Source organism: Streptomyces sp. NPDC091972 (assembly GCF_044756385.1).
Lineage (GTDB): Bacteria > Actinomycetota > Actinomycetes > Streptomycetales > Streptomycetaceae > Streptomyces.
The window spans coordinates 437,847-453,587 of record NZ_JBIVSV010000002.1 but is presented as its reverse complement, the minus strand read 5'-3'; the positions used below and the strand labels follow the sequence as shown (position 1 = coordinate 453,587).

The 15,741-nt window shown below is 73.7% G+C and carries 12 protein-coding genes; 2 read left to right on the top strand and 10 right to left on the bottom strand.

Annotation, left to right across the window (positions count from 1 at the left end; genetic code table 11):
- Window positions 1–167: 167 nt before the first annotated feature.
- A complete protein-coding gene (locus ACIQJT_RS07300) occupies window positions 168–581 on the bottom strand; it encodes a globin (protein ID WP_402640659.1) in 414 nt (137 codons plus the stop codon).
- A gap of 68 nt (window positions 582–649) precedes the next feature.
- Between ACIQJT_RS07300 and ACIQJT_RS07295 the strand changes: the two genes are divergently transcribed.
- Entirely contained in the window at window positions 650–1,630 is a 981-nt protein-coding gene (locus tag ACIQJT_RS07295) for a methyltransferase domain-containing protein (protein ID WP_402640657.1), read from the top strand.
- Window positions 1,631–1,653: 23 nt separating this feature from the next.
- Here the strand turns inward: ACIQJT_RS07295 and ACIQJT_RS07290 are convergent, their stop codons facing one another.
- From ACIQJT_RS07290 to ACIQJT_RS07260, 7 genes are all read right to left on the bottom strand, one after another.
- Window positions 1,654–3,447, bottom strand: a complete 1,794-nt coding sequence (locus tag ACIQJT_RS07290) for an FHA domain-containing protein (RefSeq protein WP_402640654.1) — start codon at window positions 3,445–3,447, stop codon at window positions 1,654–1,656.
- 49 nt (window positions 3,448–3,496) lie between these two features.
- Window positions 3,497–4,843 carry a VWA domain-containing protein gene (locus ACIQJT_RS07285; protein ID WP_402640652.1) on the bottom strand — a complete coding sequence of 449 codons (1,347 nt, stop codon included), beginning with the start codon at window positions 4,841–4,843 and terminating at the stop codon, window positions 3,497–3,499.
- Between the two features lie 99 nt (window positions 4,844–4,942).
- Complete coding sequence (locus ACIQJT_RS07280; protein WP_402640649.1) at window positions 4,943–6,262, bottom strand: protein phosphatase 2C domain-containing protein; 1,320 nt, start codon at window positions 6,260–6,262, stop codon at window positions 4,943–4,945.
- Between the two features lie 3 nt (window positions 6,263–6,265).
- Window positions 6,266–8,806, bottom strand: a complete 2,541-nt coding sequence (locus ACIQJT_RS07275) for a tetratricopeptide repeat protein (RefSeq protein ID WP_402640646.1) — start codon at window positions 8,804–8,806, stop codon at window positions 6,266–6,268.
- The gene (locus ACIQJT_RS07270; RefSeq protein WP_365450167.1) at window positions 8,803–10,134 is read right to left on the bottom strand and encodes a hypothetical protein; all 1,332 of its coding nucleotides are present in this window, start codon (window positions 10,132–10,134) and stop codon (window positions 8,803–8,805) included. Before ACIQJT_RS07270 ends, ACIQJT_RS07275 begins: the two co-directional genes overlap by 4 nt.
- A 56-nt stretch (window positions 10,135–10,190) precedes the next feature.
- Window positions 10,191–11,255, bottom strand: a complete 1,065-nt coding sequence (locus ACIQJT_RS07265) for a glutamate ABC transporter substrate-binding protein (protein WP_402640643.1) — start codon at window positions 11,253–11,255, stop codon at window positions 10,191–10,193.
- A gap of 14 nt (window positions 11,256–11,269) precedes the next feature.
- Window positions 11,270–12,682, bottom strand: coding sequence for a hypothetical protein (locus ACIQJT_RS07260; protein WP_402640640.1), 1,413 nt, complete (start codon window positions 12,680–12,682; stop codon window positions 11,270–11,272).
- Window positions 12,683–12,931: 249 nt separating this feature from the next.
- On the opposite strand from ACIQJT_RS07260, the gene ACIQJT_RS07255 reads away from it, so the two are divergent.
- Window positions 12,932–13,525 carry an AAA family ATPase gene (locus ACIQJT_RS07255; RefSeq protein ID WP_365450174.1) on the top strand — a complete coding sequence of 198 codons (594 nt, stop codon included), beginning with the start codon at window positions 12,932–12,934 and terminating at the stop codon, window positions 13,523–13,525.
- Here the strand turns inward: ACIQJT_RS07255 and ACIQJT_RS07250 are convergent.
- Together ACIQJT_RS07250 and ACIQJT_RS07245 are read right to left on the bottom strand one after the other, a co-directional pair.
- Window positions 13,513–14,484, bottom strand: a complete 972-nt coding sequence (locus ACIQJT_RS07250; protein ID WP_365450176.1) for a BadF/BadG/BcrA/BcrD ATPase family protein — start codon at window positions 14,482–14,484, stop codon at window positions 13,513–13,515. The genes ACIQJT_RS07255 and ACIQJT_RS07250 overlap by 13 nt on opposite strands.
- On the bottom strand, window positions 14,475–15,740 hold the full coding sequence (locus ACIQJT_RS07245; protein WP_402640637.1) for a 6-phospho-beta-glucosidase: 1,266 nt from the start codon (window positions 15,738–15,740) through the stop codon (window positions 14,475–14,477). The genes ACIQJT_RS07250 and ACIQJT_RS07245 overlap by 10 nt, the downstream gene beginning before the upstream one ends.
- Between the last annotated feature and the right edge of the window lies 1 nt (window position 15,741).

Genomic DNA, 15,741 nt, shown 5'->3' with positions numbered 1-15,741 from the left:
CCCGTCACCCGGCCCCCCGCCGTGTCGTGCCAGATCTCCGGCGAGGATGTCAGAGGGGATCGTCGGGGGTAAGCGCTTGTAGCGAGGGCTTGACCGGATCGTGACCGGAATCCGGCACCGCGGGACCGGAATCCGGCAATCAGTGAACGCCGGTCACCGAGCGGTGATCAGTCGGGGGTGTTCACCATCGAAGCGGCCGCGTACGTCAGGTAGTTCCACAGCTGCGTCTCGTGCTGCTCGGACAGACCGAGTTCGTCGACGGCGTCCCGCATGTGCCGCAGCCACGCGTCGTGCGCCTCGCGGTTGACCACGAAGGGCGCGTGCCGCATCCGCAGCCGGGGGTGGCCGCGGTTGTCGCTGTACGTCGTGGGGCCGCCCCAGTACTGCATCAGGAACAGCGCGAGGCGCTCCTCGGCCGGGCCGAGGTCCTCCTCGGGGTACATGGGCCGCAGGACCGGGTCCTCGGCCACCCCCTCGTAGAAACGGTGGACGAGGCGGCGGAAGGTCTCCTCCCCGCCGACCTGCTCGTAGAAGGTCTGCGTCTGAAGCGTGCCGCGCCGGATCTCTTTCACGTCAACCATGGTCTCAGACCGGGTGGACCAGGACTCAAGGCTTAGGACCTCCCGCCCGCAGGGTGCAGAGTGGAGGCATGAGCGCGCACGCTCTCGACAGGGACCTCGCCGGACTCGCCGCCGCCGCGCGGGCGGCGCTGGTGCGGGAGATCGACGCGAGCGGGGCCTGGGCCGCCGACCCGGCATGGCGGGCGGCCTTCGAGGCGGTGCCCCGGCACCTGTTCGTGCCGTACTACTACGTGGGCGTCATGGGGGGCTACGAGCGGCGCTGGGGCGAGAGCCCGGACCCGCGCACCCGGGAGAAGTGGGTCCGCGGGGCCTACGCCGACGCCCCGCTGGCCACCCGGCTGCGCGACGGCGAACTCGTCTCCTCCAGCAGCCAGCCCTCGCTGATGGCGATGATGTTGACAGAGCTGCGGGTACGGGACGGCGACCGGGTCCTGGAGATCGGCGCCGGCACCGGCTACAACGCGGCCCTGCTCGCGCACCGGCTCGGCGACGACCACGTCACCACCGTCGACCTGGAGCCGGAGATCACCGAGGCGGCGCGCGCGCATCTGGCCGCCGCCGGGTACCACCCCGTCGTCGTCACCGGCGACGGCGCGCGCGGGGTGCCCGAACGCGCCCCCTTCGACCGGATCATCGCCACCTGCACCCTGGCCTCGGTGCCGACCGCCTGGCTCGCGCAGTGCCGCCCCGGCGCGCGCATCCTGGGCCCGCTCGCCACCGGCCTGATCGCCCTGACCGTGCGGGACGCCGGGCACGCCGAGGGGCGGTTCCTGCACACGCCGGCCTACTTCGTGCCGTTGCGCGGCGCGGGCCGGCGGGACCGGGAACGACCGGACCCGAGCGGGGTCCCGCGCCGGGCCCGGGAGAGCGACCTGTTCCGCTTCCTGCTGGCCCTGACCGGGGACAGCCTCGCACCGCGGGAGGCGTACGCGCTGTGGGAGCGCGAGGGGCGGCCGAGCCGCGAGCGGTACGGCGTCACGGTCAGCGGGGACCGGGAGTGGGCGTGGCTGGACGACCCGGAGGGACCGTGTGCGTGGCCCCTCCGGTGACGTGACCGTCCACGTCCTTGCCGCTAACCCCGGCGGATCGTGATCGTCGTCCAGGCGCCGACGTGCACCCGGTCGCCGTCCTGGAGCGGCACCGGCACGAACGGCGTGATGGGCTCCTCGCCGCCGTTGACCGTGGTGCCGTTCGTCGAGTTCTGGTCGACGACCGCCCAGGAGCCGTCCGGCTGCTGCACCAGCACCGCGTGCTGGTGGGAGACGCCCGGGTCCTCCGGCGGCACCGACAGGTCGACGTCGGGGGTGTCGCCGGTGGAGTGCCGGCGGCGGCCGATGGTGACCTGGTTGCCGGTGAGCGTGCGCTGCTGCTCGGGGGAGTACGCGGGCAGGTTCAGACCCGCGGCCTCGGGGCCGGAGCGCTGCATCATCGCCATGAAGTACTCGCGGTCCGGGCCGATGGTCGCCGTCCAGGTCGCGGGCTGCTGCGGGAAGGACGGGCCGGGGGGCGCGGGCGGGGTCTGGGTGGAGCCGGGCTGGGGGTAGCCGTAGCCGCCGGGGCCACCAGGACCGCCGGGACCACCGGGACCGCCCGGACCGGACTGGCCGGGACCGCCAGGGGCGTTGCCGGAGGGCGGGGAGATGACCCAGTCGTCGGCGCCGCCGCCACCGAAGGACGGACCGCCCGGCTGGGGCCGGTTGGTCTCCTGCGGGAAGGCGGGCGGGGCGGACGCGCCCTGCGCCTGGAAGCCCTGCGGGGCACCGCTCGTGGCACCGGGGCCCGCGGGCGGGGTCGGACCGGGAGGCGGCGGGACCGGGCGGGAGGGGTCAGCACCGAAGTTGGGGGGACCGCCGGGACCGCCACCGGGACCCGAGGGGCCGCCCGGACCGGGACGTCCGGGGCCGCCGGGGAAGCCCTGCGGTCCACCGGGGCCGGACTGACCGGGGCCGCCGGGGCCGCCGGGGCCTGGCTGGGTCGGAGGACCACCGAAGCCCTGAGGGCCGCCGGGACCACCGGGGCCGGGGGGCCCGGGCGGGGCCTGATTGGAGCCGGGCTGGGGGTAGCCGTAACCACCCGGACCGCCGGGGCCGGACTGGTCGGGGCCGCCGGGGCGGGAGGGGTCGCCGGGGAAACCGGAGGGTCCGGGGCCGCCGGGACCACCGGGGCCGCCCGGGTAACCGGAGGGGCCGGGTGCTCCGGGGCGCCCGGGGTCACCGGGGAAGCCCTGCCCGCCACCGGGACCGGACTGGCCGGGGCCGCCGGGGCCGCCCGGGAAACCGGAAGGACCGGAGGAGCCCGGTCCACCGGGACCGCCGGGGCCGGACTGGCCGGGGCCGCCGGGGAAGCCCTGTGGGCCTCCGGGGCCGCCCGCACCACCCGGGCCCGTGCGGCCCGACGGCTCCGAGCCGAAGGGGATCGGTTCCGCGGGGCGGTTCACCTGGGACGGGCGCGAGCCCTGGTACTCGTAGGAGTCACCGCCGCCGAAGGACGGGCCGGGGCCCGGCTGCTGCTGGAAGTGCGAGGGCGGGCCGCCGGAACCGGCCGGCGGGCGCGGGGCGGCCGGGGTGTACGAGGTCGCCGTGTTCGTCAGGAAGTTCCACCGGCACTCCTCGCAGAAGGGCGCACCGCCCTCCCGGGGCGTACGGCACTGCGGGCAGAGCTCCGGCTCGGGGTCCGGCGCGGCGGAGGGATTCGGGCGTCCACCGGGCCGGCCACCGGGACCACCGGGCGGCGGGAAGCCGTAGCCGCCCCCGCCCGGACCGGGCGGCGGCGGAGGGGGCGGAGGTACGGCACCGGCCATGCGGTGACCGCAGACCTCGCACCAGTCGTCGGAACCCGACTGGTGTCCGTTCGGGCAGGTCGGCATGTCGGCGCTTCCCCCTCTCGGATCAGGGAACTTCTCCGTCGGTAACGGTCTACTTCTTTACACGAACAGTCTTTGTCGACCGGGTCTCGAGAGTCATCTCGTCGGCCTCCTCGACCTTCGCCTTCAGTCGCACAGTACCTGTCGTGGCATCGACGACGTCCACCACCTTCGAAAGCAGTTTCGCGGTATCGGCGTTCCCGGAGTCGTTCGCGAGCTGAACGGCACGGCCCAGCTTGGCCGTTGCTCCATCGATATCGCCCGCTTTGCGAAGGTCGAGCCCTTGTTGGATGGCCTGTGCCAGTTCGGCCTGGCCGGTGTAGTGGGCGACCTGGGGGTTGATCGACGTCGAGGCGACCATGTCGTCGGTCCACACCGCCCTGACGAGCCCCTGCGCGCCCAGGCTCTGTGAGCTCCCGTCGGGCTGCGGGACGACCAGGGAGACCCGGGCGGCGAGCATCTCCTGGCCGATGTGCGCGGCCGGGACCTCGACGCAGACGTGGTAGTCACGGGACTCGTCTCCCCAGGAGCCGGTGGGGTAGTCCCCGGCGCGCGGACCCGCCTCGGTGCGGCGGTCGGTGAGCTCCTCGACGGTGGGCGCGACCTGCTTGACGAACTTGATGGTGGTGCCCACCGGCGTCCACACCCGCAGCGCGACGTCGGCGACCTCCTTGCCCATGGCCGTCTCCATCATCTGCGTGAAGTCGGCGGCGAGGGCGGCCGGGTCGGCCACGATGTCGGCGGTCCCGAGCAGGGCGGAGGCGATCCCTGTGACTTCTTTCACTTCCCAGTCGGTGCCCACGCCTCGGGCGTCGCAGGTGAAACGCCCCGCGCAGGCGTCCAGGGAGGCCTTGAGGTCCTCCGGCGACTCGTGTTCGTTGCGCCCGTCGGTGAGCAGGATGCCGTGCCGTATGGCGACGTCCGCCGAGGACAACAGGCGTTCGGCGAGGCGCAGCCAGGTCCCGATGGCCGTACCGCCGCCCGCGCTGAGCCTGCGCAGGGCCTGTTTGGCCTGGTCGCGGGTGGTGGCGTCGGCGACCGCGAGACGCCCGCCGCCCGGATACACCTCCTTCGCCACATGGGTGCCGCCGATCACCGCGAAGTGCACGCCGTCGCGCAGGGTGTCGATCGCGGCGGCCGTGGCGTCGCGGGCGTTGCGCATCTTGGTCGGCGGGTAGTCCATGGAGCCCGAGCAGTCGACCATGACCGCGACCGCCGCCGAGGGGCCCTGCCCCGCCGACCACAGGTGCGGGGCGGCGACCGCGCTGCCGATCGTGCCGCCGCCGGTCGCGGTCACCGTGACGATCGCGTTGACCTCGCGGCCGCCCTCCGGCAGGTACTCGTTCTGGTAGACGTCCATCGCGAACTGCGGCACGTTCGACTTCGAGAAATTGGCCATGCCTGCTCACATCCCCCTCATGAACCCCACAGCCGTGGGGCGACGATGATCGCGGACCGGTCCCCTCCGGCCCGCCGAGGCATCCCCGTTCGTGCGGCCTCAGGCCGATCCTGCCCCCTGCACGGGGGTCGGGAACGGCACGACGGCCACTGTTACGTTGTCGTGGCCCCCGCCGTCCAGGGCGTGACCGACCAGCACCCGGGCGGTGTGCAGCGGACGCGCGGCGGCGTCGGCCGGTACGGCCTGCGCCATCTCGTCGGCCGCCTCCGCGTAGTTCCACAGGCCGTCGGTGCACACCACCACCACACCAGGCCGGTCCGGCTTGAAGGAAGCGGTGTGCGGGTCGAGTTCGTAGGCGTCCGCGCCGAGCCAGCCGGTGATCGCGTGGGCGCGCTCGTCGGCGTACGCCTCCGCCTCGTTCATCAGGCCCGCGGCGACCATCTGCGCGGCCCAGGAGTCGTCCTCGGTGAGCCGGGCCGGGGGCGAACTGCGGTCCGTGGGCACCCAGTAGACGCGGCTGTCGCCGACCCAGCCGACGACCAGCAGGCTCGGGGTGACGACCGAGCCGACGATCGTGCACGCGGGGGCGTTCTGGTGCGGCTGGTGCTCGCGGGCCGTGGCGGGTTCCCCGGCGAGGGAGTTGACCGCGCGGGAGGCGGCGACGATCGCCTCGTGCATGGCCTGCTGGGGGTGCGTGCCCTGCGGCAGCGCCGCGAGCAGCGAGTCGGCGGCGGCCCGGGAGGCGGCCAGGGAGGCGTCGTCGGGGCGGGTCGCGGAGGACACGCCGTCGCAGACGACCGCGAAGGTCGCGGGCTGTCCGTCCGGCAGCACGCTGGTGCCGAGACTGAAGGCGTCCTCGTTGCGGTGGTGGCGCAGGCCGCGGTCGCTGACGGCGGCGATCGGGCCGGCCTGCTGCTCCATGTGGTCGCGCTCACGCGGCTGGGCGTGCCCGCAGTTCTCGCAGTAGCCGTCGCCGTCGACCCGGCCCGCGCGGCAGGCCACGCACACCTTGGTCTCCTCGGCAGGACCCGCCGGTCCGGCGGCGACCCGCGGGTCCGGCGCCTGGAGGGGGTACTCGTCGGGCTCCGGGGGACGGTCGAAGCGCACCCCGGAGGCGGGGGACACCGGCGATCCGAGCACCGGCGCCGACTGGGGCGGCACCGGGGGCAGTTCGTGCTCGCCCGACGCGGCGGACCGCAGGTCGGTCGGCAGGTGCAGCTCCGCCGGGGGGTGCGGTGCCTGCGGCCAGGGGCCGTCCGGTGGCGTGCCGTTCAGGGCGACGGTCGGGTGGTCGTCCGGCCGTGCCGGGACGGCGGACAGGTCGTATCCGCACGCACCGCAGAAACGGTCGCCCGACTCGAGGGGTTCCTCGCAGCTCGGACACCTCGAAAGGGCGGTCTGCTGGGGCATCTGCGACATCAACTACACCCACGTCCGGGGGCGGTAACGGTTGGCTCGTTCCACCAGGTCGATCCTCTCCTCGCCGCCCTGCGCGAGCCGGGCCAGCGCGCGGTACGAACGCTCCAGGCCGAAGCGCAGTCCTCGCTCGTCCAGTCCGCTGCCGAGCAGTGCCCGTCCCCCGGTGGCGGGGGCGACGGAGTCCCGGCCACCGGAGAGTATCCAGTCCAGGGCCGCGCCCAGCACCTCGGCCGACAACTGCTCACGACGCGCCGGATCCAGTCCGTACGCGTCCAGCGCCTCGACCTGCCCGGCGGCGGCGGTCAGGTCGTCCAGGAAGGGTACGTCGCCCGCGGTCGCGGTGCGGCCACGCAGCCGTGCGCGGACGGCGGCCACTCTGGCGGCGGTGTAGTGGATGGAGGACTCCGGCACCGACTCCAGCGTCCGCACCGCGCCCCGGCGGTCCCCGGTGGCGAGCTGCACACGCGCCAGGCCGAAGGCGGCGCTCACATAACTGGGGTCGGTCGACCAGACCAGCCGGTAGTACTCGGCGGCGTTGTCGAGCTGGCCGAGGACCTCCGCGCACAGGCCCAGGGCCAGCTTGGGGGCGGGCTCGCCCGGGAAGGCGTCGTAGATCGCGTCGAAGGCGAGCGCGGCGGCCTCGTGGTCGCCGGTCACCAGGGCGGCCACCCCCCGGTACCAGACCACCCGCCAGTCGTCGGGCCGTTCGTCCTCCAGCTTCCGCAGCGCCTCGTCCGCGGTGTACGTGTCGCCGTTCTCCAGCCAGGCCCGCACCTGCCGGAGCCGTGACTCCGCCGAGGGGGCCGGTGCGGCCGCGAGGGCGCCGAGCAGCTCGGCGGGCGCGGTGGTCATCAGCCCGGCGAGGAAACCGGCGTTGGGGTCGGCGGGGTCGACGTGCGGGACCGGGAGCGCGAGCGCGGCGACCGGCGTGTTGACCGGCTTGACGAGGGCACCGGCGGAGGTGAGGCCTCCGCCCGACCGCGGGGCACCTCCGGCCACCGCGGAAGCGGCGGAGGCCTTCCGGGAGGGCACCACCCGTCCTCCGAGCCGCGACACCTCCCCGTCCAGCTTCGGGAACAACTCCGTGTCGGTGACCCGGACCTCGGGGCCGAAGAGGGTCGACAGGGAGGGCCGCGCCCGCCCCGTCTGCAACGAGACGACCTCGCGCAGGACGCCGGTGAGCTGCTCCGACATCTCCTGCGCGGAGGCGAACCGGCGGGCCGGGTCCGGGTCGGTGGCCCGGACCAGCAGCCGGTAGAAGGACTCGTACTGGCGGAAGACCTCGATGTGGTCGGGGTCGGGCAGCGAGTCGGCGAAGACGTTGGTGTAGCCCTGGAAGTCGAAGGTCAGCACGGCCAGGGTGCGGCCGACGGTGTACAGGTCGGAGGCGACCGAGGGGCCCACGTCCGCCACCTCGGGAGCCTGGTAGCCGACCGTGCCGTAGATGGCCGACTCCTCGTCGTCCATCCTGCGCACCGCGCCCATGTCGATCAGCTTGAGCTGGTCCTCGGTCTGGATGGCGTTGTCGACCTTGAAGTCGCAGTACAGGAGGTTGCGGCTGTGCAGGTGGCCGAGCGCCTCCAGGGCCTCGATGCCGTAGGCGCACGCCTGCTCCACCGGCAGCGGGTCCCGCTTGCCGTCGGCCGAACGGCGGCCGTTGGCGATCTCCTTCAGCGACTTGCCGCCGACGTACTCCATGACGATGTAGCCGTCGAGCGAGCCGGTGCGCTGGTCGAGGTGCTCGACGAAGTTGTAGATCCGCACGATGTTGGCGTGCTCGATCTCCGCGAGGAAGCGCCGCTCGGAGATCGCGGCGGCCATCGCGTCCTGGTCGCCGGTGTCGAGCAGGCCCTTGAGGACCACCCAGCGGTCGGACACCGCGCGGTCCACGGCGAGATAGACCCAGCCCAGTCCGCCGTGCGCCAGACAGCCCGCCACCTCGTACTGGCCGTGCACGATGTCGCCGGACTTCAGCTTCGGCACGAACGAGTACGGGTGGCCGCACTTCGTGCAGAAACCCTCCGTGCGCCCGGGCCGCTCGCCGCGCGAACGCCCCACCGGGGCCCCGCAGTCGGAGCGCGAGCAGAACCGCTTGCGCTCGGGCACCTCCGGGTTCTCCAGCACCATCTCGCGCGGGTCGGGCCGCGGCACCCCGGGCACCTCGACGAGCCCCGCGCCGAGTCGGCCGCGCCCGGTCGAACCGGCGGTGGAGCCGGAGCCGCGCACCGACACCGAACGGCCCGTGGACTTCCCGGAGACCGAGCGCGAGAGCCGTCCGGACACCGAGCGCCGTGACTTCGAGGAGTGCGAGGACGTCCGCGCCGAACCGCGGCCGGTGGCGGGGGTGCTGCCGCTGCCCTGCGAGCCCCGGCCGCCGGCCGTGCCGCTGGGCACCGAGCCGGGCCGGCCGCCCCCGGAGGCGGAACCCCCGCCCGCGACGACCGGCGCCAGACCGCAGGTGTCGCAGTACAGCTCGCCGCCACCCATGTCCTCGTACGTCCCGTCGCAGTCGGGCCGCTGACAGGACTGCTGTTCCTGACTCATGACGACGACTCCCCCCTACGGTCCTCAAGGCCGTGCTGCGGCACCCGCGGGGCGCCCAGCAGCTCGGCGGCCGCGTGCTGGTAGCGCAGCACGGCCTGTTCGGCGACCCGCAGGTCGCAGGGCGCGCTCCACAGCATCCGGCGGGCCGCGTCGTACCGCTCGATCAGGAACGGGTCCTCGGCCAGGCCGTGCCGGGCGACCTTCGCCTTGTACGCGTCGAGCCGGCCGCGCAGCTCCGCGCGGACCGCGAGCGGCGCGGTGACCGCGGTCAACGACTCGCGGGCACGCAGCAGTTCGTCCTCCGCCTTCTGCTCCAGGGACTCCAGGAGCGGTGACAGGCGGTGCCACTGGGCGTGTCTGCGGTACTCGGCGGCCGTCGCCAACTGCTCCTGGAGCACGGTCGGCGGTCCGCTGACGACCGGTACCTCCGTGGCCGCGATCTTCGCCAGGACCTCGCCGCGCGCGATGCGGGCCTCGGCGAGCGTGCGGTCCGCGCGGGAGAGCACGTCCCGCAGTCTGACCAGCCGGGCCTCGGCGTCCTGCCGGACCGTGAGCACCGCGTCGATCTCCCGGCGCACGTCCTCCAGGGCGCGCGCCTCCCGGTCGTAGGCCGTGGTGTCCGGCCTGCCGCCGCCGGGGGCCGAACTGCCCTGCGCGCGCTGCCAGAAGGCGAGCGGGTCGGAGATCACCTGCTCGCGCAGCGAGGTCAGGGTGCGGGTGATGCGTTCCAGGTCGTCGCCCGCCGGGTGCTCCCCGGGGCGGACGCCGACGGAGTGCGCGAGCTGGCGGGTGCGCTGGAGTTCGGCGGACAGCAGGTCTATCCGCGCGGGCAGTGCGGACCAGACGGCGTCGGCGGCGACGACCATGTCCAGGCTCGTCGCGTACAGCTCGTTCATCCGCTCCACGAGCGTCACCAGGGAGAACCGCTCGCTGAGCTTGCCCGAAGAGCCGTGCAGGGTGGGCGCGTTGGCCGTGGCGGTCGCCGAGCCGGCGACGGTGACCGACTCGCCGCGCAGCAGCTCGGTCAGCTCCACGAGGTCCTCGCGGCTGGACCAGCGGCGGCGGGAGCGGATCTCGCGGGCGGAGCGCAGCGCGTCGGTGTACGCGTCGAAGTACGCCCACAGCAGGGTGATCGACGCGTCGGCGGACTCCCAGCGCTCCTTGGTGACCCCGGTGAGGTCGGCGCCTTCGAGGAGCCTGCGGCCCGCGTGGTCCTGGAGGGCGAGGAGCGAGGTCTCGATCGCCTCGTGCTCCGCGCCGAGCCGCGCCAGCGCACGGTCCACCTCGTCCCGGTCCATCACCGGCCCAGGGGGTCCCGTGACGCCCATCGATCACCTCTCGCTGCTGAAGGGTTGCTGGGTGGTTGTGTGTTCCGGACGGTCCGTCAGCTCTTGCGCAGGTACTTCGCCGGCGGCGGTTCCGACTTGGCCGAGTCCCTGTCCAGTGTGGCGGACAGCCACCTGTCGTACGACGCCTGCCAGCCGTTCGTGCGGTCCTTGCGGTAGTCCACCAGGATCTGGTTGACCCGGCGTACCAGATCGTCGGCGTCGCTCTTCATCGCCACGCCGTAGTACTCGGTGGTGAAGGGGGAGCCCTTCAGTTCGACCGTGGGGTCCTGTGCGGCCTGGCTTGCGGCGAGCGCGCCGTCGGTGACCACGGCGTCGACCTCGCCGAGCTGGAGCCGGACCAGGCAGTCGAGCTGGTTGGGCACGGTGGTCCTGATGTCTGCGGAGGAGACGAGATCCCCCGACTTCTTGTCCTCGTCGAGCTTGCTGAAGGCGGTCGAACCCTCCGCCGTGCAGATCCTCTTGTCCGCCAGCGTGCCGTCGTAGCCGTCGATGTCCGAGGACTTGGGCGCGAGGACCTGCTGACCGGTCTTGAAGTACGGGGCGGAGAACGCCACTTGGCCGACGCGGGTGCAGTTGATCGTCATGGTGCGGACGACCATGTCCACCCGGTCGTTCTGTATGGCCGGGATGCGCTGGTTGGTGGGGATGGCCTTGAACTGCACGGCGTCGGCGTCGCCGAGGATGTCCTGCGCGATCCGGTGGACCAGGTCGATGTCGAAGCCCTCCAGGTCGGCGTTCTCCCCGCCGTTGGGGTTGCGGTAGCCCCAGCGGTAGCTGTTCTGGTCGACGCCGACGACCAGCTTGCGCTTCTCGCCCTCGCGGGCCTTGATCTTCTCGATGGTCGGGCCGTCCGCGCCCGACGGGGAGAGCGTCTGGTCCTCGGGGTGCGCCTTGATCGCCGGGTTGAGACAGGGGTCGTCCGCCGCGGCCTGCCCGGCACGGCCCAGGCCCGGGCCGCCGGTGCCCGTGCTGCCGTGGCCGGCCGTCCTGAGCAGCGGCAGCAGCAGGGCGCAGGCGAGCACCAGGGTGCAGACGACGGCCATCGCCCCCACCCCGCCCCAGCCCCTGAGACCGGCCCGCACACGTCCGCGCATCCGCATCGTCACGCCCCCTCTCACCGGTACTCCGACAGCCTGCGCCCGATGCCGAGCACCGCGCCGGCGGCCCCCAGCACGGCCAGTACGGCGGCACCCACCGACAGCCCGGTCATCGCGTCCACGCCGTCACCGGCGGACTGCCTGAACTCGGACTCCTCGTGCGTCAGGGCGAGACGGAGGTTGTGGTCGACGCTGTCGAAGCACTCGCCCGTGGCGCCCTTGCCGCCGACGACCCGGCTCAGCGCCTCCTGGTAGTTGCCGTAGTCGTCCTGCTCGCGGGCCGCGGCGTGGCGCTCCTTCCACACCTTCATGTTGCCCTGCGCCGCGGTCACCGGCTTCTCGCCGCTGCTGTCGTCGGCGAGCTTCGACGCCTCGGCCAGTCCCTTGCCGAGGACGTCCATGTCCTGGTCGAAGTCGTGGTCGTAGGCGTCGACGGTGACCTTCTCGCCGGTCTTGCGGTCCGTGAGCGTGATGGTCTCCGCGCCGCGCGCCACCAGCGTGAGGTTCTCGTTGCCGCGCGCCTTCAGGGAGGCGATGCGGGCGTCGTGCAGGACGTTGAGCGAGCGGACGCCGTGGTCGTAGGAGGCGTTGAGGCCCGCGCGCGCGACCGTGTGGCCGACGACCAGCCACAGCAGCACCACGGTCGCCGCCGCGGTGGCCGCGACCAGGCCGTGGTTGAGGACCCGGTTGGTGCGCCGGTAGTTGCGGTGCTGCGCCCAGGCCAGCCCGGCGAGCGCCAGGACACCGAGGCCGATCGCCGCCCACGGGTAGGGCGTGGCGTCCGCGTAGTCGGCGCGCAGCCGCTGGTTCTCGCTGGTGTAGAGGTTCTGCGCCTTCGGGAGCATCTCCTCCTGCATCTTCTCGTTGGCGTACCGCAGATACGCCCCGCCGACCGGGAAGCCCTGGCGGTTGTACGTCCGGGCCTGCTCCACCAGCCCCTTGTACTCCGGCAGCAGGGTGTTGAGTTCGGCCACGGTCCTCGCCGCGCGGGAGTCCGGGTCGGAGTTGGAGGCGGCCCTGACCAGGCCCGCGGCGGCCCGGTCGATGTCGTCCTCGTAGCGCTCGCGGGACTCGGCCGACTCCTGGCCGCCGGCGAGGAAGCCGCTGGAGGCGGCGGTGTTGGCGTCGGCCAGGTAGCGGTAGATGTCGGCGGCGGCGCTGCTGAGCGGCTGGCTCTTGTGCAGCACGTCGTCCGCGGCGGCGGCCCGCTCGTCGGTCTGCCAGGCGGTGACCGCGCCGAAGAGGACGACGAGCAGGGCGAGCGCCGCGCCGATGATGCGCAGCTTGCCCGGTTCGGTGGTCGCGGCAGCGCGCACCTGGTCGAAACCCTCGGCGAAGGCCGTACGGCGGGCGGGCGCACGATCCGGCGCGGGGGCGGGCGGGGACGGCTGCGGGGCCGGGGGCCCCGGCTGCGCCGGTACGGCCGGCATCGTGGGCACCCCGGAACCCGGTGGCGCCGCGCTGCTCTTCGGCGGGTGTGTCACCGTTTGACCTCCCCCATGGTCATCCCTCGCCGCAAGTATCGCTGCCGGGACCGACATCCGCACCGGGCTTCACTGGATCTTGATCGGATCGCAGCGGACTGCCTGCCGCCGGCTCCGCGTTCTGCACCACCCCTTGCCCATCAATACGCCGCCGGAATCGGTTCGGTTCCCCCGGGGGCGCGTAGGGTCGACGTCGTGCGCGGGGTACGTGTGGTGATGATCGGCGGAACGTCTCATACCGGCAAGACGACGGTCGCGGAGGCGGTCGCCGGCCGGCTCGGCTTCGAGCACCGCTCGACGGACCTGCTGGCGAGACATCCGGGGCGGCCCTGGCGCACGCCGGAGCGGGAGGTGCCGCCGCACGTGGCCGAGCACTACGCGACGCTCGGCGTCGACGAGCTGATCGACTCGGTCCTCGCCCACTACGAGCGGCTCTGGCCGCGCATCGAGGAGCTGGTCAGGGCGCACGCCGGCGCGGGACCCGGTCTCGTCCTGGAGGGTTCCGCCCTGTGGCCGGAGCGGGTCGCCGCGCTGGACGTCCCCGGCACGGCCGCCGTGTGGCTCACCGCCGGCGAGGACGTCGTACGCGCCCGGATCCGGGCGGGCGGGCACTACGGCGAGGCGTCGGAGGCGGAGCGCGCGCTGATGGACACGTTCCTGGCCCGCAGCGTGCGTTTCCAGGAGCTCGTGGTGGCGGCGGTCGACCGGCTGGGACTGCCCCGCGTCGACGTCGGGGACGGCATGTCCGTCCCCGACGTGGCCGACGCGGTGCTCGCTCAGACCTCGTAGTACGCCCGCACCCTCGCCTGCGCCTCCGGGGGCGCCCCCGCCCGGTCCAGCCCGAGGAGCGCGGCGCCCAGGACCGGGCTCGCGGTCACCACCCGGGGTACCGCCTTGGGGGCGCGGGCGGCCAGGAGTTCCCGTACGCCGTCGTCCAGTTGGGGATGGCGGGCGGCCAGGACGCTGCCGCCGAGCAGGACCGGGGTCTCCTCGTCGAGGAGGTCGAGACGGGTCAGGGCCACCGTCGCCATGGACACCACCTCGTCGGCCAGGCGGTCGACGAGCGAGCGGGCCACCGGGTCGCCGGCGGCGGCCGTGGCGAACAGCACCGGCGTCAGTTCGTGGCGGCGGGCGGGGGCGATCTCCTCCAGGTGCAGGGCCTCGATGAGGGCGTACATCGACGGCAGCCCGAAATGCGCGGGCAGCACGCGCGCGAGTTCGGTGGGGGCACCCCGCCCGTCCTCCGCGCGGGCCGCGTGCCACAGCGCCTCCTCCGCGAGACCCCAGCCGCCGCCCCAGTCACCGGAGATCCGGCCGAGCGCGGGGAAGCGGGCGGTACGGCCGTCGGGGCGCATGCCGACGCAGTTGATGCCCGCGCCGCACACCACGGCCACCCCGCGCGGTTCGGTCGCCCCGGCCCGCAGGATCGCGAAGGTGTCGTTGCGGACCTCCACGTCCGGGCCCCACGCGCGCGCGTGCAGCGCCGCGGTCAACTGCTGCTCCTCCACCGGGAAGTCCGCGTTGGCGAGACAGGCCGAGACGTGCTCCACCGCGCTCACCCCGGCCGCGGCGAAGGCCCGCCCGACCGCGTCGGCGACGACGTCCACCGCCTTCCCGACGCCCACCACCGGGGGCCGGAACCCGCCGCCGCGGGCCGTGGCGAGGACGCTGCCGTCGGCCGCCACGACCGCGACGTCGGTCTTGCTGTTGCCCGCGTCGACGGCGAGGACGCTTGCGGTCAGGCCCACGCGAGATGCTCCCGGTTGTGTGCGATCAGTCGGTCGGTGAGTCCCTCGGCGTACGCGTACTGGCCGACGAGGGGGTGGGCGAGGAGCGCCCTGAAGACCCGGTCCCGGCCCCCGCGCAGGGCGGCCGTCAGCGCCAGGTCCTCGTACGCGGTGACGTTGGCCATCAGTCCCGCGAACAGCGGGTCCACGGCCGGCACCGCCAGCGGGGTCGGTCCCTTCGGGCCCACCGCCGCCTGCACCTCGATCACCGCGTCGTCGGGCAGGAAGGGCAGCGTGCCCCGGTTGAGGGTGTTGACCACCTGGTAGGGGCTGCCGCCCCCGCCGAGCAGCCCGGCGGCCAGGTCCACGGCCGCCTCCGAGTAGTAGGCGCCGCCGCGCTTGGCGAGCAGCTCCGGCTTCTCGTCCAGGGCCGGGTCGCCGTACATCCGCAGCAACTGCTCCTCCATCGCCGCGACCTCGGCCGCCCGGGACGGCTTGGTGCCCAGTTCCCGTACGACCTCGTCGTGCGCGTAGAAGTAGCGCAGGTAGTACGACGGGACCACGCCGAGCCGGTCGAGGAGCGCGCGCGGCAGGTGCAGGTCGCCGGCGATCGCCTCGCCGTGCTCGCCGAGCAGCTTGGACAGGACGTCCTCGCCCTCGGGGCCGCCGAGCCGTACCCCGGTCTCCCAGGTGAGGTGGTTGAGGCCCACGTGGTCGAGGTGGACGTCGGAGGGGGTGACGCCGAGCAGCCCGGCGAACTTCCGCTGGAAGCCGATCGCCACGTTGCACAGCCCGACCGCCTTGTGCCCGGCCTGGAGGAGGGCACGGGTGACGATCCCGACCGGGTTGGTGAAGTCGATGATCCAGGCGTCCGGGTTGGTCCGGCGGACCCGTTCGGCGATGTCGAGGACGACCGGGACCGTGCGCAGCGCCTTGGCGAGGCCGCCCGCGCCGGTGGTCTCCTGGCCGACGCAGCCGCACTCCAGGGGCCAGGTCTCGTCCTGCTGCCGGGCCGCCTGGCCGCCGACACGGAGCTGGAGGAGCACGGCGTCGGCGCCGTCCACGCCGGCGTCCAGGTCGGACGTGGTGACGATACGGCCGTCGTGGCCCTGCTTGGCGAAGATGCGCCGGGCGAGCCCGCCGACCAGTTCCAGGCGCTCGGCGGCCGGGTCGACCAGGACGAGTTCCTCGACGGGCAGGGTGTCGCGCAGGCGGGCGAATCCGTCGATGAGTTCGGGGGTGTAGGTCGAGCCTCCGCCGACCACGGTCAGTTTCATG

Excerpts from the sequence above, each read along its gene's own strand:
- ACIQJT_RS07275 (WP_402640646.1), bottom strand. The coding sequence starts at position 8,806 with ATGAGTCAGGAACAGCAGTCCTGTCAGCGGCCCGACTGCGACGGGACG.
- ACIQJT_RS07300 (WP_402640659.1), bottom strand. The coding sequence starts at position 581 with ATGGTTGACGTGAAAGAGATCCGGCGCGGCACGCTTCAGACGCAGACC.
- ACIQJT_RS07295 (WP_402640657.1), top strand. The coding sequence starts at position 650 with ATGAGCGCGCACGCTCTCGACAGGGACCTCGCCGGACTCGCCGCCGCC.
- ACIQJT_RS07285 (WP_402640652.1), bottom strand. The coding sequence starts at position 4,843 with ATGGCCAATTTCTCGAAGTCGAACGTGCCGCAGTTCGCGATGGACGTC.
- ACIQJT_RS07290 (WP_402640654.1), bottom strand. The coding sequence starts at position 3,447 with ATGCCGACCTGCCCGAACGGACACCAGTCGGGTTCCGACGACTGGTGC.
- ACIQJT_RS07245 (WP_402640637.1), bottom strand. The coding sequence starts at position 15,740 with ATGAAACTGACCGTGGTCGGCGGAGGCTCGACCTACACCCCCGAACTC.
- ACIQJT_RS07280 (WP_402640649.1), bottom strand. The coding sequence starts at position 6,262 with ATGTCGCAGATGCCCCAGCAGACCGCCCTTTCGAGGTGTCCGAGCTGC.
- ACIQJT_RS07265 (WP_402640643.1), bottom strand. The coding sequence starts at position 11,255 with ATGCGGATGCGCGGACGTGTGCGGGCCGGTCTCAGGGGCTGGGGCGGG.
- ACIQJT_RS07270 (WP_365450167.1), bottom strand. The coding sequence starts at position 10,134 with ATGGGCGTCACGGGACCCCCTGGGCCGGTGATGGACCGGGACGAGGTG.
- ACIQJT_RS07260 (WP_402640640.1), bottom strand. The coding sequence starts at position 12,682 with ATGCCGGCCGTACCGGCGCAGCCGGGGCCCCCGGCCCCGCAGCCGTCC.